The sequence below is a fragment of the Neorhizobium phenanthreniclasticum genome (assembly GCF_040066075.1).
Lineage (GTDB): Bacteria > Pseudomonadota > Alphaproteobacteria > Rhizobiales > Rhizobiaceae > Neorhizobium > Neorhizobium petrolearium.
Genome location: NZ_JBEAAL010000019.1, coordinates 106,918 through 130,331, shown reverse-complemented (window position 1 = coordinate 130,331; position 23,414 = coordinate 106,918). Strand labels below are relative to the sequence as shown.

The 23,414-nt window shown below is 61.4% G+C and carries 36 protein-coding genes and 1 pseudogene; 17 read left to right on the top strand and 20 right to left on the bottom strand.

Annotation, left to right across the window (positions count from 1 at the left end):
* Nucleotides 1-18: 18 nt before the first annotated feature.
* The 4 genes from ABK249_RS22310 to ABK249_RS22295 form a co-directional block, all read right to left on the bottom strand.
* A complete protein-coding gene (locus ABK249_RS22310) occupies nucleotides 19-342 on the bottom strand; it encodes a type II toxin-antitoxin system RelE/ParE family toxin (RefSeq protein ID WP_037157763.1) in 324 nt (107 codons plus the stop codon).
* Nucleotides 339-626 carry a ribbon-helix-helix domain-containing protein gene (locus ABK249_RS22305; protein WP_348864042.1) on the bottom strand — a complete coding sequence of 96 codons (288 nt, stop codon included), beginning with the start codon at nucleotides 624-626 and terminating at the stop codon, nucleotides 339-341. The genes ABK249_RS22310 and ABK249_RS22305 overlap by 4 nt, the downstream gene beginning before the upstream one ends.
* Before the next feature lie 122 nt (nucleotides 627-748).
* The gene (locus ABK249_RS22300) at nucleotides 749-1,492 is read right to left on the bottom strand and encodes a sulfite exporter TauE/SafE family protein (RefSeq protein ID WP_152601308.1); all 744 of its coding nucleotides are present in this window, start codon (nucleotides 1,490-1,492) and stop codon (nucleotides 749-751) included.
* Nucleotides 1,493-1,584: 92 nt separating this feature from the next.
* Nucleotides 1,585-1,908, bottom strand: a complete 324-nt coding sequence (locus tag ABK249_RS22295; RefSeq protein ID WP_037157757.1) for a hypothetical protein — start codon at nucleotides 1,906-1,908, stop codon at nucleotides 1,585-1,587.
* Between the two features lie 172 nt (nucleotides 1,909-2,080).
* On the opposite strand from ABK249_RS22295, the gene ABK249_RS22290 reads away from it, so the two are divergent.
* The 3 genes from ABK249_RS22290 to ABK249_RS22280 all read left to right on the top strand — a co-directional run bounded on the left by ABK249_RS22290 (nucleotide 2,081) and on the right by ABK249_RS22280 (nucleotide 4,120).
* Nucleotides 2,081-2,683, top strand: coding sequence for a superoxide dismutase (locus ABK249_RS22290; protein WP_348864041.1), 603 nt, complete (start codon nucleotides 2,081-2,083; stop codon nucleotides 2,681-2,683).
* Nucleotides 2,684-2,834: 151 nt separating this feature from the next.
* On the top strand, nucleotides 2,835-3,206 hold the full coding sequence (locus ABK249_RS22285) for a nuclear transport factor 2 family protein (RefSeq protein WP_037157751.1): 372 nt from the start codon (nucleotides 2,835-2,837) through the stop codon (nucleotides 3,204-3,206).
* A gap of 71 nt (nucleotides 3,207-3,277) precedes the next feature.
* A complete protein-coding gene (locus ABK249_RS22280; protein ID WP_348864040.1) occupies nucleotides 3,278-4,120 on the top strand; it encodes a metallophosphoesterase in 843 nt (280 codons plus the stop codon).
* On the opposite strand, the gene ABK249_RS22275 is transcribed toward ABK249_RS22280, so the two are convergent.
* Nucleotides 4,117-4,815: a helix-turn-helix transcriptional regulator gene (locus ABK249_RS22275; RefSeq protein WP_227702199.1), complete on the bottom strand. Its 699-nt coding sequence runs from the start codon at nucleotides 4,813-4,815 to the stop codon at nucleotides 4,117-4,119. The two genes, ABK249_RS22280 and ABK249_RS22275, sit on opposite strands and share 4 nt — an antisense overlap.
* A 133-nt stretch (nucleotides 4,816-4,948) precedes the next feature.
* Between ABK249_RS22275 and ABK249_RS22270 the strand changes: the two genes are divergently transcribed.
* The 7 genes from ABK249_RS22270 to ABK249_RS34035 all read left to right on the top strand — a co-directional run bounded on the left by ABK249_RS22270 (nucleotide 4,949) and on the right by ABK249_RS34035 (nucleotide 8,603).
* On the top strand, nucleotides 4,949-5,581 hold the full coding sequence (locus ABK249_RS22270) for a LysE family translocator (protein ID WP_348864039.1): 633 nt from the start codon (nucleotides 4,949-4,951) through the stop codon (nucleotides 5,579-5,581).
* A 175-nt stretch (nucleotides 5,582-5,756) separates the two neighbouring features.
* The gene (locus ABK249_RS22265; RefSeq protein WP_415926472.1) at nucleotides 5,757-6,185 is read left to right on the top strand and encodes a c-type cytochrome; all 429 of its coding nucleotides are present in this window, start codon (nucleotides 5,757-5,759) and stop codon (nucleotides 6,183-6,185) included.
* Nucleotides 6,186-6,359: 174 nt separating this feature from the next.
* Complete coding sequence (locus ABK249_RS22260; protein WP_348864037.1) at nucleotides 6,360-6,803, top strand: c-type cytochrome; 444 nt, start codon at nucleotides 6,360-6,362, stop codon at nucleotides 6,801-6,803.
* Nucleotides 6,804-6,867: 64 nt separating this feature from the next.
* Nucleotides 6,868-7,782: a cytochrome c gene (locus ABK249_RS22255; protein ID WP_348864036.1), complete on the top strand. Its 915-nt coding sequence runs from the start codon at nucleotides 6,868-6,870 to the stop codon at nucleotides 7,780-7,782.
* 75 nt (nucleotides 7,783-7,857) lie between these two features.
* On the top strand, nucleotides 7,858-8,226 hold the full coding sequence (locus ABK249_RS22250) for a YybH family protein (RefSeq protein WP_348864035.1): 369 nt from the start codon (nucleotides 7,858-7,860) through the stop codon (nucleotides 8,224-8,226).
* Between the two features lie 63 nt (nucleotides 8,227-8,289).
* Nucleotides 8,290-8,508 carry a type II toxin-antitoxin system HicB family antitoxin gene (locus ABK249_RS22245; protein ID WP_463139874.1) on the top strand — a complete coding sequence of 73 codons (219 nt, stop codon included), beginning with the start codon at nucleotides 8,290-8,292 and terminating at the stop codon, nucleotides 8,506-8,508.
* Complete coding sequence (locus tag ABK249_RS34035; RefSeq protein ID WP_463139873.1) at nucleotides 8,505-8,603, top strand: toxin-antitoxin system HicB family antitoxin; 99 nt, start codon at nucleotides 8,505-8,507, stop codon at nucleotides 8,601-8,603. Before ABK249_RS22245 ends, ABK249_RS34035 begins: the two co-directional genes overlap by 4 nt.
* Before the next feature lie 17 nt (nucleotides 8,604-8,620).
* On the opposite strand, the gene ABK249_RS22240 is transcribed toward ABK249_RS34035, so the two are convergent.
* The 3 genes from ABK249_RS22240 to ABK249_RS22230 form a co-directional block, all read right to left on the bottom strand.
* Nucleotides 8,621-9,109, bottom strand: coding sequence for a GNAT family N-acetyltransferase (locus ABK249_RS22240; protein WP_415926470.1), 489 nt, complete (start codon nucleotides 9,107-9,109; stop codon nucleotides 8,621-8,623).
* A 197-nt stretch (nucleotides 9,110-9,306) separates the two neighbouring features.
* Complete coding sequence (locus ABK249_RS22235) at nucleotides 9,307-9,750, bottom strand: hypothetical protein (protein WP_348864032.1); 444 nt, start codon at nucleotides 9,748-9,750, stop codon at nucleotides 9,307-9,309.
* Nucleotides 9,751-9,754: 4 nt separating this feature from the next.
* Entirely contained in the window at nucleotides 9,755-10,249 is a 495-nt protein-coding gene (locus ABK249_RS22230) for a DUF6152 family protein (RefSeq protein WP_348864031.1), read from the bottom strand.
* Nucleotides 10,250-10,347: 98 nt separating this feature from the next.
* On the opposite strand from ABK249_RS22230, the gene ABK249_RS22225 reads away from it, so the two are divergent.
* Nucleotides 10,348-11,262 carry a LysR family transcriptional regulator gene (locus ABK249_RS22225; RefSeq protein ID WP_348864030.1) on the top strand — a complete coding sequence of 305 codons (915 nt, stop codon included), beginning with the start codon at nucleotides 10,348-10,350 and terminating at the stop codon, nucleotides 11,260-11,262.
* Here ABK249_RS22225 and pip read toward each other — a convergent pair.
* From pip to ABK249_RS22205, 4 genes and pseudogenes are all read right to left on the bottom strand, one after another.
* Nucleotides 11,253-12,215 (bottom strand): prolyl aminopeptidase, encoded by a 963-nt coding sequence (gene pip, locus ABK249_RS22220; protein WP_227702206.1) that lies wholly within the window; start codon nucleotides 12,213-12,215, stop codon nucleotides 11,253-11,255. The two genes, ABK249_RS22225 and pip, sit on opposite strands and share 10 nt — an antisense overlap.
* Before the next feature lie 68 nt (nucleotides 12,216-12,283).
* A complete protein-coding gene (locus ABK249_RS22215; RefSeq protein WP_227702207.1) occupies nucleotides 12,284-12,601 on the bottom strand; it encodes a helix-turn-helix domain-containing protein in 318 nt (105 codons plus the stop codon).
* A gap of 1 nt (nucleotide 12,602) precedes the next feature.
* A pseudogene (locus tag ABK249_RS22210) lies at nucleotides 12,603-12,954 on the bottom strand (type II toxin-antitoxin system RelE/ParE family toxin).
* A gap of 31 nt (nucleotides 12,955-12,985) precedes the next feature.
* Complete coding sequence (locus ABK249_RS22205) at nucleotides 12,986-13,402, bottom strand: MerR family transcriptional regulator (protein ID WP_037157722.1); 417 nt, start codon at nucleotides 13,400-13,402, stop codon at nucleotides 12,986-12,988.
* Nucleotides 13,403-13,544: 142 nt separating this feature from the next.
* Between ABK249_RS22205 and ABK249_RS22200 the strand changes: the two genes are divergently transcribed.
* Complete coding sequence (locus tag ABK249_RS22200; RefSeq protein ID WP_161784807.1) at nucleotides 13,545-13,703, top strand: hypothetical protein; 159 nt, start codon at nucleotides 13,545-13,547, stop codon at nucleotides 13,701-13,703.
* A gap of 57 nt (nucleotides 13,704-13,760) precedes the next feature.
* Here the strand turns inward: ABK249_RS22200 and ABK249_RS22195 are convergent, their stop codons facing one another.
* Nucleotides 13,761-14,315 carry an HAD family hydrolase gene (locus ABK249_RS22195; RefSeq protein ID WP_052183128.1) on the bottom strand — a complete coding sequence of 185 codons (555 nt, stop codon included), beginning with the start codon at nucleotides 14,313-14,315 and terminating at the stop codon, nucleotides 13,761-13,763.
* A gap of 158 nt (nucleotides 14,316-14,473) precedes the next feature.
* Between ABK249_RS22195 and dmeR the strand changes: the two genes are divergently transcribed.
* Both dmeR and dmeF read left to right on the top strand, forming a co-directional pair.
* A complete protein-coding gene (gene dmeR, locus ABK249_RS22190) occupies nucleotides 14,474-14,746 on the top strand; it encodes a Ni(II)/Co(II)-sensing transcriptional repressor DmeR (RefSeq protein ID WP_227702210.1) in 273 nt (90 codons plus the stop codon).
* A gap of 21 nt (nucleotides 14,747-14,767) precedes the next feature.
* Nucleotides 14,768-15,754 (top strand): CDF family Co(II)/Ni(II) efflux transporter DmeF, encoded by a 987-nt coding sequence (gene dmeF / locus ABK249_RS22185; protein ID WP_348864029.1) that lies wholly within the window; start codon nucleotides 14,768-14,770, stop codon nucleotides 15,752-15,754.
* A 30-nt stretch (nucleotides 15,755-15,784) separates the two neighbouring features.
* Here dmeF and ABK249_RS22180 read toward each other — a convergent pair whose 3' ends face one another.
* From ABK249_RS22180 to ABK249_RS22160, 5 genes are all read right to left on the bottom strand, one after another.
* On the bottom strand, nucleotides 15,785-16,054 hold the full coding sequence (locus ABK249_RS22180; protein WP_210051589.1) for a hypothetical protein: 270 nt from the start codon (nucleotides 16,052-16,054) through the stop codon (nucleotides 15,785-15,787).
* A gap of 150 nt (nucleotides 16,055-16,204) precedes the next feature.
* On the bottom strand, nucleotides 16,205-16,729 hold the full coding sequence (locus ABK249_RS22175) for a hypothetical protein (protein WP_348864028.1): 525 nt from the start codon (nucleotides 16,727-16,729) through the stop codon (nucleotides 16,205-16,207).
* 13 nt (nucleotides 16,730-16,742) lie between these two features.
* Nucleotides 16,743-17,258: a DUF1697 domain-containing protein gene (locus tag ABK249_RS22170; RefSeq protein ID WP_348864027.1), complete on the bottom strand. Its 516-nt coding sequence runs from the start codon at nucleotides 17,256-17,258 to the stop codon at nucleotides 16,743-16,745.
* A 27-nt stretch (nucleotides 17,259-17,285) separates the two neighbouring features.
* Nucleotides 17,286-19,394: a S9 family peptidase gene (locus tag ABK249_RS22165; protein WP_348864026.1), complete on the bottom strand. Its 2,109-nt coding sequence runs from the start codon at nucleotides 19,392-19,394 to the stop codon at nucleotides 17,286-17,288.
* Between the two features lie 86 nt (nucleotides 19,395-19,480).
* Complete coding sequence (locus tag ABK249_RS22160) at nucleotides 19,481-19,702, bottom strand: type II toxin-antitoxin system HicB family antitoxin (RefSeq protein ID WP_348864025.1); 222 nt, start codon at nucleotides 19,700-19,702, stop codon at nucleotides 19,481-19,483.
* Between the two features lie 181 nt (nucleotides 19,703-19,883).
* Between ABK249_RS22160 and ABK249_RS22155 the strand changes: the two genes are divergently transcribed.
* Nucleotides 19,884-20,270, top strand: a complete 387-nt coding sequence (locus ABK249_RS22155; RefSeq protein ID WP_037157703.1) for a DUF930 domain-containing protein — start codon at nucleotides 19,884-19,886, stop codon at nucleotides 20,268-20,270.
* 23 nt (nucleotides 20,271-20,293) lie between these two features.
* On the opposite strand, the gene ABK249_RS22150 is transcribed toward ABK249_RS22155, so the two are convergent.
* Nucleotides 20,294-21,454, bottom strand: coding sequence for an AI-2E family transporter (locus ABK249_RS22150; protein ID WP_227702215.1), 1,161 nt, complete (start codon nucleotides 21,452-21,454; stop codon nucleotides 20,294-20,296).
* Nucleotides 21,455-21,554: 100 nt separating this feature from the next.
* Nucleotides 21,555-22,418: a VOC family protein gene (locus ABK249_RS22145; RefSeq protein WP_348864023.1), complete on the bottom strand. Its 864-nt coding sequence runs from the start codon at nucleotides 22,416-22,418 to the stop codon at nucleotides 21,555-21,557.
* A 209-nt stretch (nucleotides 22,419-22,627) separates the two neighbouring features.
* Between ABK249_RS22145 and ABK249_RS22140 the strand changes: the two genes are divergently transcribed.
* Together ABK249_RS22140 and ABK249_RS22135 are read left to right on the top strand one after the other, a co-directional pair.
* Nucleotides 22,628-23,038 (top strand): universal stress protein, encoded by a 411-nt coding sequence (locus tag ABK249_RS22140; RefSeq protein WP_037157700.1) that lies wholly within the window; start codon nucleotides 22,628-22,630, stop codon nucleotides 23,036-23,038.
* Between the two features lie 14 nt (nucleotides 23,039-23,052).
* Nucleotides 23,053-23,373: a TraR/DksA family transcriptional regulator gene (locus ABK249_RS22135; protein ID WP_348864021.1), complete on the top strand. Its 321-nt coding sequence runs from the start codon at nucleotides 23,053-23,055 to the stop codon at nucleotides 23,371-23,373.
* The last annotated feature ends 41 nt before the right edge of the window (nucleotides 23,374-23,414 follow it).

The window sequence follows — 23,414 nt, the reverse complement described above, 5'->3', positions numbered from 1 at the left end:
GGGAGGGCGTCGGCGGTTCTAAAGAAGGTCGTCGTCTTCCTCGGCATCATCCGGTCCGCCGAGGCTTTTGCCGCCGTAGAGAATGCGGGCAATGGTGACCGTGTGCTCTTCGACGCGGAAGGCAATGGTTGCTCTCCGGCGGTATCCGACAAGGCGGAGCCCTGGCTCTATATCGTCACGCAATGTTCCTCTTCTGGGGAACATATCGAAGCGGTGGCAGTGGTCGATGATTTTGCGGATATAGGCCTGAGCAAAGTCTTCCCCCGCCTTTTCCGCAAGATAGTCGAACAGATCGGCGAGATCCATTCGCGCTTCAAACGAGAAGATGACGGTATAAGTCATGCGCCGATCGATCTTCGATCCCGGGTACGGATGTATTCCTCAAGCTCTTTTCTTGTCTCTTCCACCGTGCGGGCGCGGCTTGGGTCGGCGTCATGCGCCCTCAGCGTCGGCACGACCTCGTCACGCAGCCACTGGTCGATTTCTGCATCGTGATCGGCAAGATAGCGCAGGCCCTCGGCGACGACCTCGCTCTCATTGGCGAATTCGCCGGAAGATATTTTTTTCTCGACAAGCTCGGCCATGTCTTCCGGCAGTGAGACGGTGATGGATCGGTTCGGGCGCATCAATGGGCTCCTGTGTGCCGACAAGCCTAGCACATCCATAGGACGTCCGCCATTTACGGTTCTATCGGATCAGACCGGCGTATTCGTTCAAGGCGGGGCAATGTCGCCGCGATCCTCCTCCTTCAAACAAACCGCACCGCGGCGGTGCCGATGATGATCATCGAGACGGCGATCATCAAGGGCCTGACGGGTAATCTGCGGACGACCATCGCGCCGATCGGGGCAGCCAGGATGCCGCCGGCGACCAAACCCAGGGCCGGCGCAAGCTCGCTCCAGCCGAGCGCCAGGATGAAGGTCGCCGAAATCGCCGTGGTGACGGCGAATTCGGTGAGGTTGGTGGAGCCGATCACCTTTTTCGGATCGTGGCCGCGGCCGAGCAGGCTGCTCGTCACGATCGGTCCCCAGCCGCCGCCACCCATGGCGTCCAGGAGCCCGCCTGCGCCGCCGATATAGGGCACGATCCAGTCGTGCACGTCGCGCGGGAATCGCGGGCGGAAGGCCTTGTAGAGGATGAAGAAACCGATGGCGATCAGATAGACCGAGACGAAGGGTTCGATCGCCTTGCCGTCGATATTGGCGAGCACATAGGCGCCGATTGCTCCGCCGATCATGCCGGCGGGCGCCAGCCTGAGGACGAGCCGCCAGTCGACATTGCGGTGGTAGAGATGCGAAAGTCCCGAGGCCGCGGTCGTGAAGCATTCGGCGACATGCGTCATGGCGCTGGCCATCGAAGGGGCGACGCCGATCGTCAATAGACTGGTCGTCGTCAGCACGCCGAAGGCCATGCCGAGCGCTCCGTCAATGATCTGGGCCAGGAAACCGATGACGACGAAGACGAGGAAGTCGGATGGCAGGAAATCGAACATCGGCTCCTCGAACTGGCTTGCCTCCAGCCCGATTGTAATTCCCCATTCTTCCAAAAGTTCCGGAACGGAAGTCGCCTCAGGCGTTCGGGCTTCTATTTTCCTGTCTTCACCATCAGTCTGTCGCCTGAGATCTCGCCGCCGATCTCGGCCTTTTTCGTCTTCTTGTCGAAGACGCAGATAGCGCTGATCGTCACCTTCGCGCCGACCGCCTTGCCGGAAACGACGGCAAGCCCGTAACTCTCGCTGCCGAAAGGGTCGACCAGCGCCTCGCCCTTCTCGATGAGACCCTTTGCCGCCGAAACGCAGGCCTTGTCCACCTCCGTCCGGAATTCGGACCAGGCGTCGTCGGACGAGGCATGGACGGCAGGAGCGCCGACCGAGATCAGGATGGCGGCGAGGGCGGATCGGGTCTTCATGAAAAAGGCTCCATAGGGATGAATCGGCCCGTTTCTTGTATGCCGAAAATTCGGTAAGGTCTTGTCCCTGCGGGCTTGATTTTTGGCAAGATCACCGTTGCCTCTTGGCCGCTCCGCTCCTATGTTCCGCCTCGACCCTTGTTCAAGGTGTTTGCTGAAAAGGAGTAAGACAATGGCCTTCGAACTTCCTGAACTCCCCTATGATTACGAAGCACTTTCGCCCTACATGTCGAAGGAAACGCTGGAATTCCATCACGACAAGCACCACAAGGCCTATGTCGACACGGGCAACAAGCTCGCCGCCGAAGCGGGCCTCGGCGACCTGTCGGTCGAGGAAGTCGTGAAGAAGTCCTTCGGCACCCATCAGACCCTCTTCAACAATGCCGCCCAGCACTACAACCACATCCATTTCTGGAAGTGGATGAAGAAGGGCGGCGGCGGCACCTCGCTGCCGGGCAAGCTGCAGGCTGCGATCGACAGCGATCTCGGCGGCTACGACAAGTTCAAGGCGGATTTGATCGCCGCCGGCACGACCCAGTTCGGTTCCGGCTGGGCCTGGGTTTCGGTGAAAGACGGCAAGCTCGTCATCTCCAAGACCCCGAACGGTGAAAACCCACTCGTGCACGGCGCCGACCCGATCCTCGGCGTCGATGTCTGGGAGCATTCCTACTACATCGACTACCGCAATGCCCGTCCGAAATATCTCGAAGCCTTCGTCGACAGCCTGATCAACTGGGATTACGTGCTCGAACGCTACGAAGCCGCGACGAAGTAAACGGCGGCCATCGCTGATCTTCACAGCACCCGGCACTGCAAGGTGTCGGGTGTTTTTGTTTTGAGGCCATGATCCCGTGACGTTGATTTCCTGTCGTGCAGGCATCAACGTAATATGTGTTCCTCTAGCGAATGTGAAAGCGAGGGACAAAATGGTTGAACCTTCTATCGCGGCCGTGCTGGCGCAACTTGTCCCCCGGGAGCCGATTTTTCACAGGCGCGAATTCGGCACCAGCCGAGAAGCGCTGGAAGCCATGACGGACGAGGCGTTCTGGGAGATTGGAGCGAGCGGCCGGGTCTATACGCGGGCGTTCGTAATCGACAATCTCATCAAGCGATACCGCGATCCGGAGCCTCACGATTGGCCCTGCCGTGATTTTGCGATCAGCCGCCTTGCGGACGGACTATACCAACTGTCCTACATATTGGAGGAGCCGGACCGTCGCACCTGGCGTACGACGCTTTGGAGAAACACGTCGGGGGGTTGGAAAATACTGTTCCATCAGGGAACGGTGATTGCTTGAACGATGGCCATCTGCGACCGACATCCCGGTCCGTCACACGCCTGTCACAACCGTAAAATACCCCCCTCTCCATGCCTCACGAAACACCGCTTCTCCGTTTCGGCGTGATTGCCGATCCGCAATATGCCGACCTGCCGCCGTGGCTGGAGATGGACCGTTACTACGCCAACAGCCTCGGCAAGCTGAGGGAGGCGATCGGCGCCTTGAACGGCGAAGACCTCTCCTTCGTGGTGACGCTCGGCGATCTCATCGACCGCAACTGGGAAAGCTACGATCCCGTCCTTTCGGCCTATGAAGGCCTGCAGCACGAGAGTTTCCTCATGCCGGGCAACCACGATTTCGCCGTTGCGCCGGACCGGCTGGCCGATATCCATGCGCGGCTCGGCATGCCCGCCGCCTGGCACGATTTTTCCCGCGACGGCTTTCGTTTCATCGTGATCGAGGGCAATGAGATCAGCCTGTTTTCGGCGCCCGAAGGCCACCCGCGGCGCACGTTGGCTCGGGAGCGATTGGCGACCTTGCGGGCTCAAGGCGCAATCAACGCCAGGGAGTGGAATGGCGGCATCGGCGAAGAACAGTTCGCCTGGCTTAAGGAGACGCTGGAGCAGGCCCGATCGGCAGGCGAACAGGTCATCGTCATGGGCCACTATCCGCTATTTCCGGAAAACGAGCACAATCTCTGGGGCCATGAGCGTCTGACCGATCTCTTCGCTCGCTCCGGCAATGTCGTCGCGTATCTCAATGGCCACAACCATGCGGGCAATCTCGGCCGCAACGGCAACACCTGGTACGTGAATTTCAAGGGCATGGTCGACACGGAGAAGGAAAACACCTTTGCCGTCGTCGAGATTTTTCCCGATCGCATCGCGATCATCGGCCACGGTCGCGAGGAAAGCCGGACACTGCCGCTTTAACCAGCCGCTTCGGCACTCACCGTCCAGCCCTGTACCCAGAGTTGGCGCAGCTTGTCGCCTTCGCCGCGGAAAAAATCCCCGACCGGCTCGCAATGCTCCACCCGGTCGGTGCGGAAGTTGCGGATCGCCTGCCTGAGTTCGCACCAGGCGACGATATTGGCCGTCTGCGAATAGTAGATAAGCGCGACCGGCCGGATCGTCCGCTCCGTGGCGCGGGCATATTCGTCGCGATAGTCGAGCGCCAGCTTCTGCTCGTCGCGGATCGCCCGGCGCACCATGGCCAGATCGACCGCTTCCGGCGCCGGCGCCGGCGCGCCCCAGGCATGCAGCGCATTGGCGGAGAAGATATCGGCAAGCGGCGGCGGCACGACCGCGGCGATCTTGCGGTTCACTTGTCTGGCCGCCTGCTTGAGCTCTGTGTCGCCGGTGCGTTCGAGAAGCGCCAGTGCGAGCACGATCGCCTCCGTCTCTTCGATCGACAGCATCAGCGGCGGCAGCGTGAAGCCGGGGCGCAGGATATAGCCGATGCCGCGACCGCCCTCGATCGGCACCCGCATGGCCTGCAATGCAGCGATATCCCGGTAGATGGAGCGCACGGTCACTTCGAGCTGCGCGCCGATCTCGGCAGCCGTCACCGGCTTTTTCGCAAGCCGCAGGATCTGGATGATCTCGAACAGGCGCGAAGCCTTGCGCATGCTTTTCCCCACCGCTCGGACAATCCCAACTGACAATACGCTGTCAGTTGGGCTGGTCTATAGGATCGCATATCCGATTGAAAAACAAGGCTTTGTGTTTCTGGAAGCCTCCGATGCGGCAAGAGAAACTGACATGACATACGCCGAAAACCTCTGGCTCTATTTCACGCTCCTCTTCGGCATTATCGTGGTGCCGGGCATGGACATGATCTTTGTGCTCGCCAACGCGTTGACCCGCGGCCGCATGGCAGGTCTCGCGGCGACCTCGGGTATCATGGCCGGAGGGCTCGTGCATTCCCTGTACGGCGCGCTCGGCGTCGGTCTGCTGGCGAGCCTGATGCCCGTTCTGTTCAAGCCGCTGCTCATCCTCGGCGCACTCTACATGGCCTGGATCGGTCTCGGCCTGCTCAGAAGTTCGATCACTGTCGATCACGTCGGCCCCGCCGATACGCGCTCCAACTGGGAAGCGTTCCGGCGCGGCGCCGTCACCTGCCTCATCAATCCGAAAGCCTATCTCTTCATGCTCGCCGTCTATCCGCAGTTCCTGCGGCCGGATTTCGGGCCGCTTGCGCCTCAGGCGGCGATCATGGCGGCGATGACCGCCGGAACACAGTTCGCGGTCTACGGCGGGCTGGCGGTGGCGGCCGGTCGGGCGCGGGAAATGCTGGTCGGCAACGGCAGGGCGACCGTCTGGGTCGGGCGGACTGCCGGCCTGCTGCTGGTGCTCGTATGTCTTCTCACGCTCTGGGAAGGGGTGAAGGCGTAAGCCTCGCTGCGATTGCCGATCCGGTAGAGCGGCATTTCTGCTATATAACTGATTTTGCTAATACTCTCACCGTTTTGTTACTTCATTGTCATCGCGATGCCGGTCATGGTGCAGCGCATCATGACCGTCGGATTCGATGCCAAAGAGGAGAAATATTTGCATGCGCCTGAAATCCATGATCATCGCGGCCGGTTTCGGCTGTCTCTGTCTGTCCGCTGCCTTTGCGCAGGAAGAGCCGCAGGTCCTTCGCCAGAGCCAGATGAAAGCCGTCGGCGGGGCTCTCGGCACCCTCGGGGGCATTGCAAAGGGCGAGAAGCCTTATGACGCCCAGGCTGTGACCGCCGCGCTGACGACCATCAGCACCACGATGAAGGCTTTCCCCAACCAGTTCCCCGCCGGCACCGAGACGGGCGCGGAGACGGAGGCCGCTCCGGCCATCTGGCAGAATACGAGCGATTTTCATGCCAAGGCGCAAAAGCTGGCAGCCGACGCGGAGAACCTGCTTGCGGCTGTCCCGGCCGATCAGGCAGGTGTCGGCAGTGCGATGAAGACGCTCGGCGGAACCTGCGGCGACTGCCACCAGACCTATCGTCTGAAGCGCTGACCGGCAATGCAGGGCGGCCGAACGGCCGCCTCGACCACCGCGCCGCTGCTTCATGTGGAAACTATCACTGCCTTGTTACTTCCTCCGGCCAAATGCGCGTCGCATCGTGAGCCGTCGTCAACAGGCCGCTCGTTCCGCTTTATGGGAGGCCGGCTTTATGGGAGGAATGTGCATATGCGGTTGAGGTCTTACGTCATCGCGGCAGGTGCCGGCTGTCTCTGTCTGTCCGCAGCGTTCGCGCAGCAGGAGCCGATCGCTGCCAGACAGAGCCTGATGAAGCAGAATGGGCAGGCGGCCGGCGCGCTGGGGGCAATTGCCAAGGGTGAGAAGCCCTATGACGAGGCGGTGGTCAAGACGGCGCTGACGACGATCAGCACCAATATCAAAGCCTTTCCGGATCAGTTCCCGCCGGGGTCGGACACCGGCGACACCAAAGCTTTGCCGGCGGTCTGGCAAAAACCTGACGATTTTCGCGCCCTGGCAGCCAGGCTCGGTTCTGAGGCCAGCGCCCTGCTTGCCACCCTGCCGGCTGACAAGGCTGGCGTGGCAGCGGCACTGGGAAAGTTGGGACCGATCTGTTCCGAGTGCCATAAGGCCTACCGGGCTCCCAGCAGTTGACGGATAACCGAAGCCGGCGGCTCGCCTGCCGCCGGTTTTGCATGAAATGATGAAGGAGAAGAGCATGGCGTCTCGGTGGACGAAAGTCCTGGGTGCCGGCGTGGTCATCGTCGCTGTCGGCGCCGGGGTAGCCTGGGCGCTGACGAAGCCTGATCCGCATCCCGATACCTACTGGGCCGATCTCGGCGAACCGGATATTGTCAACGGCGAGCAGCTCTTCTGGGCGGGCGGCTGCGCGAGCTGCCACGCGGCCCAGAACTCTACCGGCGATGCGCTGAAAGTGCTCGCCGGCGGCCGTGCATTGCCGAGCCCCTTCGGCACCTTCCATATTCCGAACATCTCGCCAGACCCGAGCGCCGGTATCGGCGACTGGACGCTCGCCGAGTTCGGCAACGCGATGACCCGAGGCGTCGGGCGGGATGGCGAGCATCTTTATCCGTCCTTCCCCTACGGCTCCTATGCCAGGCTTTCGGCCAAGGACATCAATGATCTCTTCGGCTACCTGAAGACGCTGCCGGCAAGCAGCAATGTCGCGCCGCCGCACGAATTGCAGTTCCCCTACAATATCCGGCTGGCAGTGGGCGGCTGGAAATTCCTCTATTTCAACGATCAGCCGCGTGTCGAACTCGCCTCGGCCGATGAAAAGGTCCGGCGCGGCCAGTTCCTGGCGGAAGGTCCCGGCCATTGCGGCGAATGCCACACGCCGCGCAATTCGCTCGGTGGCTTCGAGCCGGACCGCTGGCTGGCCGGCGGCCCCAACCCGGAAGGACGGGGCACTATCCCCAATATCACGCCGGGGTCTCGGGATATCGGTTCGTGGAGCGAGGGCGACATCGCCAGCTATCTCGAAACCGGCTTCACGCCGGAATATGATTCCGTCGGCGGATCGATGGTCGAGGTACAGCAGAACTTGGCGCATCTGCCGAAGAGCGATTTGGAAGCGATCGCAGCCTATCTGAAGGCGGTGCCGGCACGGTAGTCAAATCTCCTATGGCAACGTCTGTCGCCGCGAGTTAGCGTCCGAACTGGGCAAGCAGCGTAGACGGAGAACGATATGACGCCACAGGATCACATGAAACTGTACGAAGCGAAGATCAACCTCCGTCGTTTCGAGGAAGTTGAACCGCTCATTGCGGCTGATGCGATCTTCTGGTTCACGGACGGCACGCACAGCGGAATCGCGGCTATAAGGGCAGCATTCGAGGATACCTGGGCCAAGCTCCGGAACGAAACCTATTGGCTCGAAGACGTCGATTGGATCGCCACGGGTGACCAAGCCGCGAGCTGCATCTATCGTTTCCGCTGGAAAGCGGAGATCGACGGCAAGACCTTCGAAGGGGAAGGGCGCGGGACGACCGTGCTTCGCAAAGAAGAGGCGGACTGGAAGATCATCCATGAGCATCTCAGCCGCTTCCCGAAATGAATTGTATGGAGTTTAGCGCTGTCCGGCTGAATCGCGGAATACCGGGGTGTGGGGAATAGAGCCATGAATATTCTGGAATATAAAGGTTATTCCGCCTGCATCGAATTCGATGCGGAAGATGAAATCTTCGTCGGCCATATCGCCGGCATCCGAGACAGAATAGGCTTTCACGCCGACAGCATCGATGCACTGCGCGCTGCCTTTCAAGAGGCGGTCGATGATTATATCGAGACTTGCGCCAGGATTGGAAAGGAGCCGCAGAAACCTATTCTGGCAAGATGATGCTCCGGGTTAGTCCCGAAGTTCACCGGCGCGCCGCTTCGGCTGCTGAACGGCCTGGCAAAAGTCTCAAGGTCCTGGCCAAGGCCGCCGGATAGGCCCTGGCCGGTTTGCCTTACGCCAGCGCCTGCATATAGCGCATGCCGGTGACCGGGCGCGGCTTGAAATCCATCTGCTCGTAGAAGCGGTGGGCGGCGACATTGCCGGTTGCGGCGCTGACCGAAAGATAGTCGCATCCTGCATTCTTGGCGATCTCACGGGCACGCGAGACGAGATGATGGCCGATCCCATGGCCGCGATGGCCGTCGCGCACGAAGAGATGGTGCAGGTCCATGCCGCGTACGCCTTCCTGCGCCCGGTAGAGCGGCACGAGGATGGCGTAACCGATCAGTTCCGAACCGGTATCGGCGACCAGCGCCGTGATCCACGGCATCGGGCCGAGAAGGTCGCGTTCGAGCTTCTCGGGCGTGATGGCGGCGGGATCGTTGTGATGAGCCGCGAGCAAGGCGATCATCTCGTTGAGCTCGGGCAGGTCGCGCGACTTAGCGCTGCGGATCGTCACGACGGGCGGCCGTGGCAGTGAGATTTCGGTATCTTCGGTCATTTCCGGCATCCTTTTTCGGTCTTGTGTAGCCGTCAGGTGCCGTCTGAAACAACAAAGCCGCCTGACGGCGGCTTGTTGACATGATGATCTGTCGGCCGCCCCTTACAGGTAGGCCCAAAAGTACGAGCAGGCGATGTGTGTGCGCGTCTTGATCATGGCGCTCAAATGCGCCCGTTCGCGCGGCTTGTCAAGCGCAATCATCCGAAGGCGAGCATCCGCCCTGCGAAGATGATGGAGACCCAGAGGGCGAGCGAAGCCAGGCCGCAGAGAGGTGCAGCCGCGCGCAGGCTCCGGTGATCGATCATGCGCTGCAGAACGGCATTGCCTCCGGCAAGGAGAAGAAGCAGAAGCTTCAGCCGGAAGAACGGGCTGGCAAGATATTCCCGCGCCGCCGGCGCAAAGAGCAGGACGCCCGTCGCCGCCGCAAGACAGAAGCCGGCAATCGCGACCGGCACCAGCGAGCGCCGGACGGCGCTCCCGTCCAGTTTCCTCATCAGCCCGAGAAGGTGCAGATCAACGACGGCAATCGAGCCGAACAGAAGGCCGATGCCGAGGATATGCAGCCAGCTTATGATCGGATAGGCCCAGACGGAGCGGCGCAATGCGATCACGAGATCCAGATTTTCGAGCGCGGCGAGCATTGCATCACCCTCGCGGATCGCCGCTGCAGCCGGCGGGCAGCGCGACCGACTGCTGCCGGACCCCGACCCCGTCGAGCACGATCAGGGCGGGCCGCGCAACGCCCTCCTCGCTGCAGGAGGGGAAGGCGATGGCGGTGATGACGTCGCCCGCCTTTGGCTCGCGCGGCATGCCCCAGGCTTCCAGCCGGTTGATCGGTGCGAGATCGAGCGTCCATCGCTCCGCCGGGGCGGCAGGCTGGACGCGCCGAAGCGTCGCCTCGAAGCCGAGTTCCGCAAGTTCCTCCGGCACGGGAAGAGCGTCCCAGGTTGATGGAAGCGCGCCGGCCTCGTTCTCGACTGTGATCTCCGGATGCGGATTGCGCCACGAGACAGAAGTGACGCGTCCGGAAAGATAGATAGGCCGGGTAGTATCGTAATAGCCCCATCCGTGATGGGCCTCGACCGGCAGAGCGCCGGAAAGTGCCGCACCAAACAGCATTGCCAGAATCCTCATTTTCATCGCTGCCTCCTTTCATTGTGATGCCGAAGAGGTAGACGATGGGAGACCGATGCATCAATGATGCGGACTGGTCTCATCCGATACCAGAATTGACATCGATGGATTTCAACCAGATCCGATGTTTTCTCGCGCTCGCGGAGACGCTGCATTTCGGCAGGGCATCGAGGGCGGTCGGGATGGCGCAACCGCATTTCAGCCGCGCCATCGCCCGCCTGGAGGACGAACTCGACGTCAGGCTGTTCGAGCGCACCAGCCGGCGCGTCGTTCTGACGGCTGCCGGACTGGCCTTTCGGGAGGAAGCACTCGCGATCGTGAACGCGGAGGAGCGCGCCCGGCAGTTTGCCAGACAGGCCGCCCGCAAAGCCGGCAACCGGCTTCGGATCGCCTTTGTCTCGGCCGCGCTCTACCACATCCTGCCGGCGGCGATCCGGCGGTTGCGGCAGGCCAATCCGGAAGCCGACTTCGACCTCCATGAAGCGACGACCAATGAACAGGTCGAGCTGATCTCCGCTGGCCGGATCGATCTCGGTCTCGGCCATCCGCCGGTGGAAACGCAACCGCGGCTTTCCGTCGAAATCCTCTCCGAAGACCGGTTCGACGCGGTGCTGCCGGAGGATCATCCTTTGAGTGCGGAACGGCAGATAGGTTTCGTGCAACTGGCGAGAGAACCGATGATCCTCTTTCCGGAAGGGCAGGGACTTTCTCTTTACGCCGCGATCAGGGATCAATGCAGGCTTGCAGGACACCCGCTGACTGTCGCCGCGACGGCGGGCCGCCTCCACAGCCAGCTTTCCTTCGTGGCCGCCGGTCTGGGTATCGGCCTGGCGCCGGTCCAGTCGAGAAGCATCGACATCGCGGGCACCGCCCGGCGTCGGATCGAACCCTATCCCGCCTCGCTGACGCTCAGCCTCGCTGCCCTTTACGACCCTCGCAACCGTTCGACGGCATTACGTGAAGCGTTGAATATCCTGAAGGACGTCGCTGTGCCGGATGGGCAGGCGGATCAGTCGTAATCCGCAAAACGTCTCGCGGCGGCCATGATCGCTTCCGCCATGCCCTGATCGCTCGCCGAATGCCCTGCATTGTCGACCAGGGTGAGCTCACTCCCCGGCCATGCCTTGGAAAGCGCATAGGCCGTCGCCGGTGGTCCCTGCAGGTCGAGCCGGCCCTGGATCAGCGCGCCCGGGATTTCCGCGAGCCGATGTGCATCGGCAAGCAACTGCCCGTCCTCCAGCCAGGCGCGGTGATGGAAATAATGGGCGCAGAGCCTTGCGCGGGCGAGCACGAAGGCCGGGTCCCGCCAGCGCTCCGGTAGCCCGGCCTGGCTGTCGGCGGAGATTGAACCTGCTTCCCAGGCATGCCAGTCGAAGGCCGCCTTCTGCCGGATGGCCGGGTCGGGGTCGTTCAGAAGGGTATGATAAGCGGCGACGGGATGATCGCCGCGCAGCCGCTCGGGGATTGCCGCGACGAATCTCTCCCATGCCTCCGGCAGGAAAAGCGAAAGCCCGTTATAGAGCCAGTTGATCTCGCTCCAGCGGGTGGTGGTGACGCCGGCGAGGATGATGGCGCTCGCCCGCTCGGGAAAAGTCTCGGCATAGGCGAGCGCCAGCGTCGCGCCCCAGGAATTTCCGAAGACGAGCCAGCGTTTGACGCCGAGCATTTCCCGCAGCCCTTCGATGTCGCCGATCAGATGCCGGGTCGTGTTGTCGGCAAGTGCGTTGTCGAAATCGCCGGCATTCGGCGTGCTTTTGCCGCAGCCACGCTGGTCGAACTGGATGATGCGCCAGACCCTCGGATCGAAATGCCGCCTCGCGCTTTCCGACAGGCCCGAGCCCGGCCCGCCGTGCAGGATGAGCACCGGCCTGCCGTCCGGATTGCCCGAAAGCGCAAAGAAGATCCGGTTGCCGTCACCGGTTTCGAGGAAACCGGTTTCGTAAGGGGAAAGGGGAGGGAAGAGGGCGGACATCTGGGCAACCGGTTGTGTTGGAAGGTGGCCCTTACTGTTTTCGCATGACAGGTGTACGACGCCAGGCGTCACGCTGCTAAAAGTGCCCGCAATACCGCTTCGGGCTCCTTTTCCATGACGCGCAGGAGGTTGGCGGCCGGCCCGCTCATCCGGCGATGCCCTTGCTCCCACTTGCGGTAACCATGGACGCTCATGCCGAGCACCCGCGCCATTTGGTCCTGGGTAAGTTCAAGCTGTTGGCGAATAAGCTTGGGGTCAGGCATATCCACGTCGATGTGATGGACGATTGTGCCGCTCGCAGTCTCGCCTTTGGCATGAGCGAGCGCTTCGGACATGGCTTGAATCAGCTCAGCACCAAAACTCGGCTTTTTCGACATCTTGGACATCTTACTTCATCCTCGCCCTGTGGTGATCCTTGATGGCCTTGGCCAGCGATGAAACAGCCTTGGCTTCGCCCGGTGTCAGATCAGTCTTCCTGTTCTTGGCATAGACAAGCAAGGCATAGAGCGGCGCATTCTCACTGTACCAGTAGTAGATGACGCGAGCGCCACCACGCTTGCCTTTGCCCTTCGCGGGCACACGGACCTTGCGCACACCGCCCGTACCGGGAATCTCGTCGCCGGCCAACGGGTTTGCCGCCAGAAAGGAAATAACCTCTTCCTTCTCCTCGGCGGAGAAAACAGCTGCCGCTTTGATTCGCGAAAGTGGGTAGTTCCGCGACAGTTTGTAGCGCTTTCATGTGCAAAGACTAGCCCATTGGGTTAGAAATATCAATGCTCGCTCTCGCACAGCCCGTGATCGGAGAGTGACCGGATCACGTAGCAGTCCTCGATCGAATGGCCGCCGTCGCACTGGGAGACGATGCGTTCGAGTTCATGTTCCAGCTTCTTCAGCCTCTCGATCTTTTGGCGTACGGCGGCGAGATGGTCGGCGGCGATCCGGTCGGCATTGGCGCATGGCTCGCTGGGATGCTGGCTGAGCGCGATCAACTCGCGGATCGCCGGGATGTCGAGGCCGAGGTCGCGTGCGTGGCGGATGAAGGCCAGCCGCTCGAGATCGCTTCTTTCGTAGCGCCTCTGGTTGCCTTCGGAGCGCTCGGCTGCCGCGATGAGGCCCATCTGCTCGTAATAGCGGATGGTCGGCACCTTGACGCCGGTGCGTTTCGAAAGATCGCCGATCGACAGCATGTCGCAAAATTCCTCTTGAAGCTCTAGTGACTATAGCAATTATCTAGGTCGCCATCTGCAGGGAGACAAGCGGAGAGGTGACATGAAGAGCGCGTGCTTTAGCCACGATCATGAAAGGTTCGGAGGGTTTTCGAGGGATTGCATGCGGCCGTTCTGGGCGCTGATTGCCCTGGCGGCCGGTTTCTGGCTGCTTCTCGCAATGGAGATGCTGCGGCGGTCGCGGGCGGAATGGGAATGGTATGCGGAAGGCTGCGCATCCCGCGTGATCGATGGTGATGTCGACGGCGACAGTACAGCATAAAACGGCAGCGGCCATGATTGAAAAGGCCGCGGCCGCAGAAGGCCTGTTTTGCCGGGGCTACATGGAGAGCAGCGGGTCGTCCTTGGCGTCCTGCTCCGCCTTGCCGGGGGAGGCCTGAATGCCCGCCGCCTGAGCGCCTGCCGCACCGCCGCCCATGTCCATCGCGATTTCCTGCTTCTGGCCATTGATGCCCATGGCTTCGAGGATCGCCTCACGGATTTCCGCCTCGACCGCTTCACGATCTTCCGGCGACATAGCCTTCACATCCTCTTCGGTGAGGCCATGCTCTTCGAGATATTGTTCACGGATGCGTTCGGCATAGGTTTTCTTGGAGAGTTCCAGGAATTCGTCTTCATAGGTCGTGGAGGGCGGTTCGCCGAGCCAGGTGTCGTCGGCATTCTGCTCCAGTTCGACGCCTTCGCTTTCCATTGTCCACAGCGCGTCGGCGAGCTTGGCCCCGAAGACCGTGTCGCTGCCGGTCATGCCGCCGGGAGATGACTGCCGAGGGCCTGCGATGTTACCGCCGTTGTCCGTATTCTTGCTGTCGTCGCTCTTGCCGAAATTGATGCGGAGGGATGCGTAATATGAATTGGTGCTGCCAATCGTCGTCATCTCGACTCTCCTCGTTGTAAGGCTCAGATCGACTTAGGGTTCCAATCCTGTCCGGGGCTTGCATCCAGCCTGCGCTCGCGTTTGGGATGGCTCCCGGATTGCGCTCAAGCTCAGGCATGATATAGGGTACCCCCCTATATTAAATTCAGGAGCAGTCCGTGGCCCATACCATTCGGGAAAAGCCAAAGCTTCTGGCGCGGGTGCGCCGGTTGAAGGGGCAGATGGAGGCGGTCGAGCGCGCGCTGGAAAAGGAGGCGCCCTGCGGCGAGGTGCTGCAGCTTCTCGCCTCGATCCGCGGCGCGCTTGCAGGGCTTACCGGCGAGGTGATGGAGGGGCATCTGCACGAGCATGTGCTGCATGCTGAAAACGATAGGCAACGCGCTCAGGCGGCGGAGGAACTCGCCGAGGCGCTCAGAACTTACATCCGCTGAGTGGACGCAAAGGAGAAACCGATGGCGCATTCCATCGAGGAGCTGAAACACGACCACGTGTTTTTAGGCGCCGACCATGAACGCAACGAACGCAAGGTCTGGCTGGTGATCGCGCTGACCGCGACGATGATGGTGGCGGAGATCGTTGCGGGCTCCATCTTCGGCTCCATGGCGCTGACCGCCGACGGCTGGCACATGTCGACCCATGCGGGCGCGATGCTGATTTCCGCCCTGGCCTATCTCTATGCGCGCCGCCAGGCCCGCAATCCGCGTTATACGTTCGGCACCGGCAAGCTCGGCGATCTCGCCGGTTTCGCGAGCGCCATCGTGCTTGCCCTGATCGCGATCCTGATCGCCTGGGAGAGTTTTCTGCGGCTTGCTCATCCGGTTGCAATCGATTTCGATCAGGCGATCGCGGTCGCCGTAATCGGGCTTGCGGTCAACCTCCTGAGCGCCTGGCTGCTCAGGGGCGGTCATCACGATCATCATGGCGGCCATCATGGTCATCACGGCGCCCATGCGCATGATGGCGGTCATCATCACGGCCACCATGGTGGACACGATCATGGCCGTGGTGCCGAAGACCACAACCTGCGGGCCGCCTACCTGCATGTTCTGGCCGATGCTTTGACGTCGGTGCTGGCGATCTTTGCTCTGTTCCTCGGCCGCGGCTATGGCTGGATCTGGCTTGATCCGGTCATGGGCGTGGTGGGCGGCCTGGTGATCGCCCGCTGGTCCTGGGGGCTGATCCGCGCCACTGCGACGGTGTTGCTCGATGCCCAACCGGACGATGAGGATCTGGCCGACGAAATCCGGCAGCAGGTGGAGACAGAGGAGGACAGGATTTCGGACCTGCATGTCTGGCAGGTCGGGCCGGGTCATCGCGCGGCTATCGTGGCGCTCGTCACGTCAAAACCCCGCGCGCCATCCTTCTACAAGGAAAAACTCCGGAGCATCCGGGATCTGTCGCATCTCACAGTGGAGGTGACGCCGGCGGAAGCGGCGTGAACCCGCAATCAGGGATTCGATGCCTCAGGTTCAGGCGAATTCCTGGTAAACGCCTTCGACCCAGTCATGGGGAACGGTCGGCATCGGCGCTTCCGCTTCGGTGGAGGCCGTCTCGCCGCTCTCGATTACCCAAAGGGCATTGGCAAGCGAGGACGACAGCAGCGTGCTGCTGCCCGTCAAGGCATTGGGAGAACGCTGAACTGACACCGTTTCGCGCTGAGGCGCTTCCTCGGTCTTGCGGTCCATGTCGAGGGTCCGGTTCGGATAATAATAGCCGTTGAGGCCGCTATCGATCTTCATGGCAGAACGCCCGTGTTCAGAATGGTTAACGAATGGTTAACGGCTGAACCTTGTGCGAGGCTTGCGTCCATAATGTCGATTTGAGGGGAGGGGCTTGACAAGGAAATGCAACCGCGCCGTGCTTCGCAGCGTTTCCTATCCGTTCCGGCTTCAGAGAAACCTGTCGATGATCTCTGTTCGAAGACGCTGATTGTTCCGATACCATTTGTCTTCCGTGAAGAAGACCGGCTCGGCTGGCTCCCAGCCGCTCATGGTGAAATCGCTCTGGCGGGCGAAGAAGTCCACGAACTCCCGTTCGTTGTCCCAGGTGGCGATCGCCGGCCCCGGGAAATGTCCGTCCTGGATATCGCAGAGGATTATGCCTGCTTGCATGCGGATGAGACCGTGGCCGCAGAAATCGCGATGGAATTCATGGATGAGGCCTCCGCCGATTTCGGCCCGCTGCAGCTTGTCCCAGAGCCTTCGCGCCCGCTCGGCCCCAAGTGCCTTGCGGGAGAGCATGTCCCGCACTTCATCCCGCCTGCGGTCCATCTCCTCCTCGGTCGCATTGATGAGCGGGTAGGGCGGCCAGGCCGGGGGCTTGTTCTTCCGCTGTTTCCACAAGGACCAGGAGATCGTCCCGACGACATAGAAGATGATGGCGTAACAGATGATCGGAATGATGATGCCCGCCATTTGCGCCATCCGCCTATTCCATCGCGCGGGCCGGGCCCGCGAGCGTCCGCATCGTGTTGAGATTGCGCGAGGTGCCGGGCTTCAGGGCCGGCAGTTTCAGCTTCGAGCGGCCGGAACCGTTCGGGTAGTGCACGTAGATCTCGCGTCCCGCAACGGCCGCTTCCTCGCCGTCCGGCGCCACTATTTTAGCGAGCGCATCGGCCGGGGCGGTCTCGGTCAGGAAATACACGAGCAGGAAATTTGGCTTCGCTTCTGGAAAGGGGGCGTTCTCGGCGACCGCTTCGAGTTCCGCGGTCGTGCGCACCATGACGCCCGGCCTCTTGCCGAATTTTTTGCCCAGCGCCGCATCGAGCTTCTCGGCCACCGCCGTTTCCGTTTCACCGGAGCGGAACAGCACGTTGCCGCTCTGGATATAGGTCTTCACGTCGGTGAACCCGAGCTCTTCGCAGATGCCTTTAAGCTCGGTCATAGGCAACGCACCGGTACCGCCGACATTCACCGCCCGCAGGAGGGCTACATAGACCGTCATCTTCCCCTTCCCACTCCCGACTGCAGCCTACATCTTCCCCGCCACCTTGATCGCAAATGCATATTCGAAGGCGATCTCTTCGAGCCGCTGGAAGCGGCCTGACTTGCCGCCGTGGCCGGCCGCCATGTTGGTCTTCAAAAGATAGGGGCCTGCTCCCGGTGCCTTCTCCCGCAGCCGTGCCACCCATTTGGTCGGCTCCCAGTAGGTGACGCGCGGGTCGGTGAGGCCGGAAAGCGCCAGGATCGGTGGATAGGGTCTGGCCGCGATATTGTCGTAGGGCGAATAGGCGGCGATCCACTGATACTCGTCAGGCGAGTCGATCGGGTTGCCCCATTCCGGCCATTCGGGCGGCGTGAGCGGCAGTGTATCGTCCAGCATGGTGTTCAAGACGTCGACGAAGGGCACGGCGGCGATGATGCCGGCGAACTTTTCCGGTGCCATGTTGGCGATGCCGCCCATCAGCATGCCGCCTGCCGAACCACCCTCTGCGATAATGTTCGCGTAAGATGTGAACTTCTGCTGATTCAGATAGTCAGCCGCGGCGATGAAGTCTTTGAATGTGTTCTGTTTATGCTCCATCTTGCCGGTTTCGTACCACGCAAAACCCTTGTCCTTGCCGCCGCGGATATGGGCGATGGCATAGACGAAGCCGCGGTCGGCCAAAGACAGGATATTGGTATTGAAGCCGGCGGGTATGGTAATCCCGTAGGCGCCGTAACCATAGAGCAGGCAGGGTGCGGATCCGTCGAGCGGCGTATCCTTGCGATAGAGCAAGGAGACCGGAACCAGTTCGCCGTCATGGGCCGGTGCCATCACCCTGCGGGTGACGTAGTCGTCCGGGTTGTGACCTGACGGCACTTCCTGCGTCTTCAAAAGCACCCGCTCGCGGGTCACCATGTCGTAGTCGAAGAGCTGCGAGGGCGTCGTCATCGAGGAATAGGAGAAACGGATGACATCGGCGTCGTATTCCGCTGCCCCCTGCAGGCCGAGCGAATAGGCCTCCTCCGCAAACGCGATCGCATGTTCCTCGCCTGTCTTCCGGTCGCGAATGATGATCTGCGGCAGGCCGTCCTTGCGCTGCAGCCAGACGAAATGGCGGGCAAACGCCATGTGACTGATGATCAGCCGGCCCGGCTCGTGCGGCACGACCTCCGTCCAGTTTTGCTTGCCCGGCGCATTAACCGGAGCCTGCATGATCTTGAAATCCTTGGCGCCGCCGTCATTGGTGAGGATATAGAAGACGTCGCCGCCCTCTGTCATCGAATATTCGATGCCTTCCTCGCGTTCGGCGACCAGCCTCGGTTCGGCGGTCAGGTCACTGGTCGAAAGAATGCGGTATTCGGACGTCTCGTGGTCGTGGATGTCGATATAGATGAAGTCGTCCAGCAACGAGCCGCCAACGCCCATGAAGAAACCGGGATCCTTTTCCTCGTAGACCAGCCTGTCTTCCGACTGCGGCTGGCCGACGATGTGGTGGAAGACCTTGGACGGTCGGTGGTTCTCGTCCTGCAGCGTATAGAAGAAGCTCTTGCCGTCCGGCGCCCAGACCCCGCCGCCGGCGGTGTTTTCCAGCACGTCGGAAAGGTCTTCGCCGGTTGCAAGGTCGCGGATGCGCAGCGTGAAATATTCCGAGCCCTTGTCGTCATAACCCCAGATGCCTTTGGCGTGGTCGGTCGTATGATCGATGCCTGAGAGGCGGAAATAGTCCTTGCCCTTCGCCTCCTCGTCGCCGTTGAGCAGGACGTGCTTTTCGCCGCCGTCGCGCGGCGTGCGGAAATAATGCGGCTGTTCGCCGCCGGTGACGAAGAGCGTGCCGTAAGCGAAAGCCCCGTCCTTCATCGGCACCGAGCTGTCGTCCTCCTTGATGCGGCCGCGCATTTCGGCAAACAGCACTTTCTGGAGCTCCGCCGTGTCGCCCATCGCCGCGTCCATATAAGCGTTCTCGGCTTCGAGGTAAGCGCGGATTTCAGGATCGAGGATCGACGGATCCTTGAACATCGCCTGCCAGTTGTCGGCGCGCAGCCAGGCGTAGTCGTCGGTGCGGGTGATCCCGTGGCGTGTGTCTGAGACCGGCTTCTTCTCGGCCAGCGGAGGGCTGGGAAGAGGGCCGAACGGCGATTTGCGGGAGATGTCCAAGGAAGCACTCCGGATTTCATGAAAGGAGTGCCAGAGATAGGGGGCGACGGAGCGCGAAGCAAGCGGGGAAGGCGGGTATGGGACGTTTAGCCGATTGCCGCCCGCTTTGAAGGCGGAGGAATATCCCGCCCCATGTCATGCGCCGCCTCGATCCAGCTTTCGAGCGCGTCCTGAACGTTGGAAATGGCTTCCTGCGGCGTTTCGCCGTCACTCATGCAGCCTGGCAGGTCCGGCACGGTCGCAAGGAAACCGCCGCCATCTTCAGGCGATAGGGGAGATACAAGAACTGCATATCGCAACGGACTCATGAGGTTCTCACCGCGTCGATCCGCCTGGGGATTGGCGCGCATTCGCTCTAAACGCTTGCTCACCTCGACCCCATTGACCTCATCCGATCACATCATCCTATTTCCCGTTCTGGTCGGTGGTCAACGATCCGATCGTCTCTTAGTTTCCGCGCCGTCCGAGTCACATTGGATGGGAAATGACATGACAAGACGTTGGTCGCTGGTAGCACTCGCCTTTCTTTATGCCCTGCCAGCTTATGCCCTTGATGCACGCATCGAAAGACAGCTCAATGCACTTGCTCCGGACGAACGCCGGGAGCAGCGTTGCGATATGGAGGCGATGGAGCGTATTCGGAAGGAGGGTGAATTCAAACCCGACAAGGTGATCGCCTACACGTTTTCAGAAGCGATCGAGGACGGCAATTCCGTCCGCGCCCCCGGTGCGGTCTTTCGCAGCCGGGGTGACTGGTACCGCCTGAAATATCAATGCGAGACGGGCGACAAGGGCCTGAAGGTCATGTCCTTCGACTTCAAGATCGGTTCGAAGGTCCCCAGGGAGCAGTGGGAGCAATATTACCTCTACGACTGAGGTTCATCTGTTGATCCTCGCCATCATCCCGGCAGGTTCGGCGTTGTCTTCCGTTCGGGAAACAACTCGGCAAGCACCGTCATCATGATGAGGGAAAGCGGCAGTGCCAGCATGGCGCCGACCGCTCCCCACATCCATGTCCAGAACAGGATCGCGAGGAAGACGATGAAGGGGTTGATCTCCCATTGCCGGCCCATGATCGCCGGAAAGATCAGGTTCTCCATCACGAGATGCACGGAGAAGAAGATGACCGCCGGAATGAGCCCGATGAAGAGAGCTTCATGCGTGAGGATGCCGGCGATCGCCACCGAAATTGTCATCAGCGTGATGCCGAGAAAGGGGACGAAGCTTGAGAGAAAGGCGAACAGGCCCCAGAGCACCGGCATGGCGAGTCCGCTGAAATAGGCGATCAGCGTCATGATGATCCCGAGCCCGAAATAGAGGATGCTCGCCGTCGCGAAATAATATCCGAGCACCTGATCGATCGCATTGAGCACGCGGATCGCGATCAGCCGCTGCCGTCTGGTCGGGAACGCGAGGATGACGGTACGCCTGAGCCTGACGCGGCCATAGAGGAAAAGCAGCAGCGCGGCGAAGAAGATCAGCCCCTGGATGATCGCGGGCGTCAGGCTGCTGGTCACCACGCCCAGAATATTGCTGGAATTCTCGAGCAGCGACTGCATCGACATCGGCCCCGTCTCGAAGGTCGCCGGCGAGACGTTCAGCCAGCGTTGTCTCTCCAGGAAGGGCATGATGCGGTCGGCGGTCCGCTCGATGAAGCTTGGCCCCTCGCGCACCAGCGTCGAAACGGGCTCCGCCAGGAAGTTGATGATCAGGAAAAGCACCGCGAAGACCAGCGTGGAGAGAATGAGCGCGATGCCGAAGCGCGGCACGCCCGCCTGTCCGAGCCGGTCGGCGGCAAGCCCGAGAATCAACCCCACGACGATGGCGAGCGTCACCGGGATCAGGATCAGCGCCATATAATGAAGGATGGCGAAGAAGGCGATCGCGAAGATGCCGATCACCGCCCAGGCCATCACCACTTCCAGCGCCTCGCGGCCGAGCGGGTAGTGATGTTCGGTGATGTCGATATCCTCACCGCCGGCGTCCCCGCCCGCCAGTCCTCTCACGTCGACCGGATGTCTTTTCGGCTTGCTTGCGCCGCGCGCGCTGGTGATGGCCATTTCTCGATAGGTCCCCGTGATGTCCTTCAACGCGAAAGCGGCGCTCCGGTTCCGGAACGCCGCTTTCGCTGGGAGGAGGGCTGGGAATAGGCCGCGATGATCAGGCTGCAAGCGTCAGGCCGATACCCCAGGGGTCCCTGAGCGAGAAGCCTTCAGCGGTCTTCGTCGTGGCGATCTCCTGGGCGTCAAGCGCAGCCAGCGCGCTCTCGAGTGCGGCCTTGTCATTGAAGCGTACGGTATAGTCCGAAAGGCCGGTCATGTTGCCTTCCCGCGCTTTGGCCCCGCGGCTGTTCCAGATATTGGCGGCGATATGATGATGGTAGTCACCGGTGGCGAAGAAGCTCGCGCCCGGATACCGCGCCATGATCTTCAGACCCAGCACGTCGCGATAGAAGGCGTCGGCCTCGGGGATGTCGCCAACCTGGAGGTGGATATGGCCGATCGCCGTTCCGTCCGCCATGCCGTCCCAGCTTTGCTTGGGCGCACCGTTGTAAAGTTCCTGGAGGTTCAGCCTCTCGGTCGCCATCGCGACGGTGCCGTCCGGATGGTAGGTCCATTCTTCGGGTTTACGGTCGCGATAGACCTCGATGCCGTTGCCCTCCGGATCGGAGAGGTAGATCGCCTCGCTGACCAGATGGTCGGAGGCGCCGTCGAGCTGCACGTTGTTATGGGCCGCATGCGCAAGCCAGTGGGCGAGCTCCTGCCGGTCCGGCACCAGGAAGGCGGTGTGGAACAGGCCGGCGGCATTGCGCGGTGCGCGGGAAACGCTGGTGCCGGTCGTGAGCGTCAGAAGCGGCTGGCCGCCGACGCCGAGCACCTCGCCGCTTGGGGTCTTTTCGATGACCTGGAGGCCGATGATCTTCCGGTAGAAGTCGGAGACGACGGTCAGGTCGCTGACGATGAGATGCGCGGCGCGGACATGGGCGGGCCGCGTCAGTGCGAAGGGTTGGACGACATCGGGCACGTTGGAAATCCTCGTTTGGTAGGGCCAGCTGGCTCCTTCTCCAAACCCATATGGTTCATTCCGGTCGTTCACGAAAGAATACAAAATGGCGATTGATCGTCTCCAGAATGGAAACGGCAATCCGGCGTCGTTGATTCTGATCAATGCGGCGGGAAGCCGGAAGAAAGGATGATGGCAGCAAAAAAGACAGGAAGGATAAGAGTGCCACGATGTATAGGAAGATTGTCGTTGCGGTGGACATAGCGCAACTGGAAAAGGGAGAGCGGATATTGCGCAAGGCATCGACGTTGCTCGATGAAGGCGGTACGCTTCTGCTCCTGAATGTGGTCGAGAATCTCCCCGGCTACCTCGTCTCGGATCTCACCGTCGACATGATGGTCAAGGCGCGGCAGGGGGCCGAAGAGACCCTGATCGATCTGAGGGGGAGGATGGGAATTGCTGCCGAGATCGAGATCCGCGAAGGCTCGCCGGCGCGGGAGATTCTGGCGGCTTCGGAGGAGCGGGGCGCAGACCTGATCATCGTCGCCTCGCACATACCGGATTTGTCGAACTACTTCATCGGCGCCACGGCGGATCGCGTCGTGCGCCACGCAAAATGCTCGGTGCTGATCGACCGGTAAGGAGGAACAAGGCCATGGATACCGCCAAATACGAAACCATCCTGCGGACGAGGAAAGCCGAGCTGGAGAACCGCCTGAGCCGCATCGAGCAGGATTTCACGTCGCCGCGCAATCCCGACGACGACGACCGCGCCATCGAACGCAGCAATGATGAGGTGCTCGACGAACTCGGCGAGGTCGGCGAGAAGGAACTCGTCGCGATCGAGGCGGCTCTCGCGCGGATCGCGAGCGGCACGTTCGGCACCTGTGCACGATGCGGCCAGCCGATCTCGGAAAAGCGGCTCGATGCCGTGCCGCATGCGCCGCTCTGCCAGACCTGCGCCGGAGAAGCTTAAGCCGGAAGGGTTAATGCCTAAAACCTAAAGTGAATCGCTCA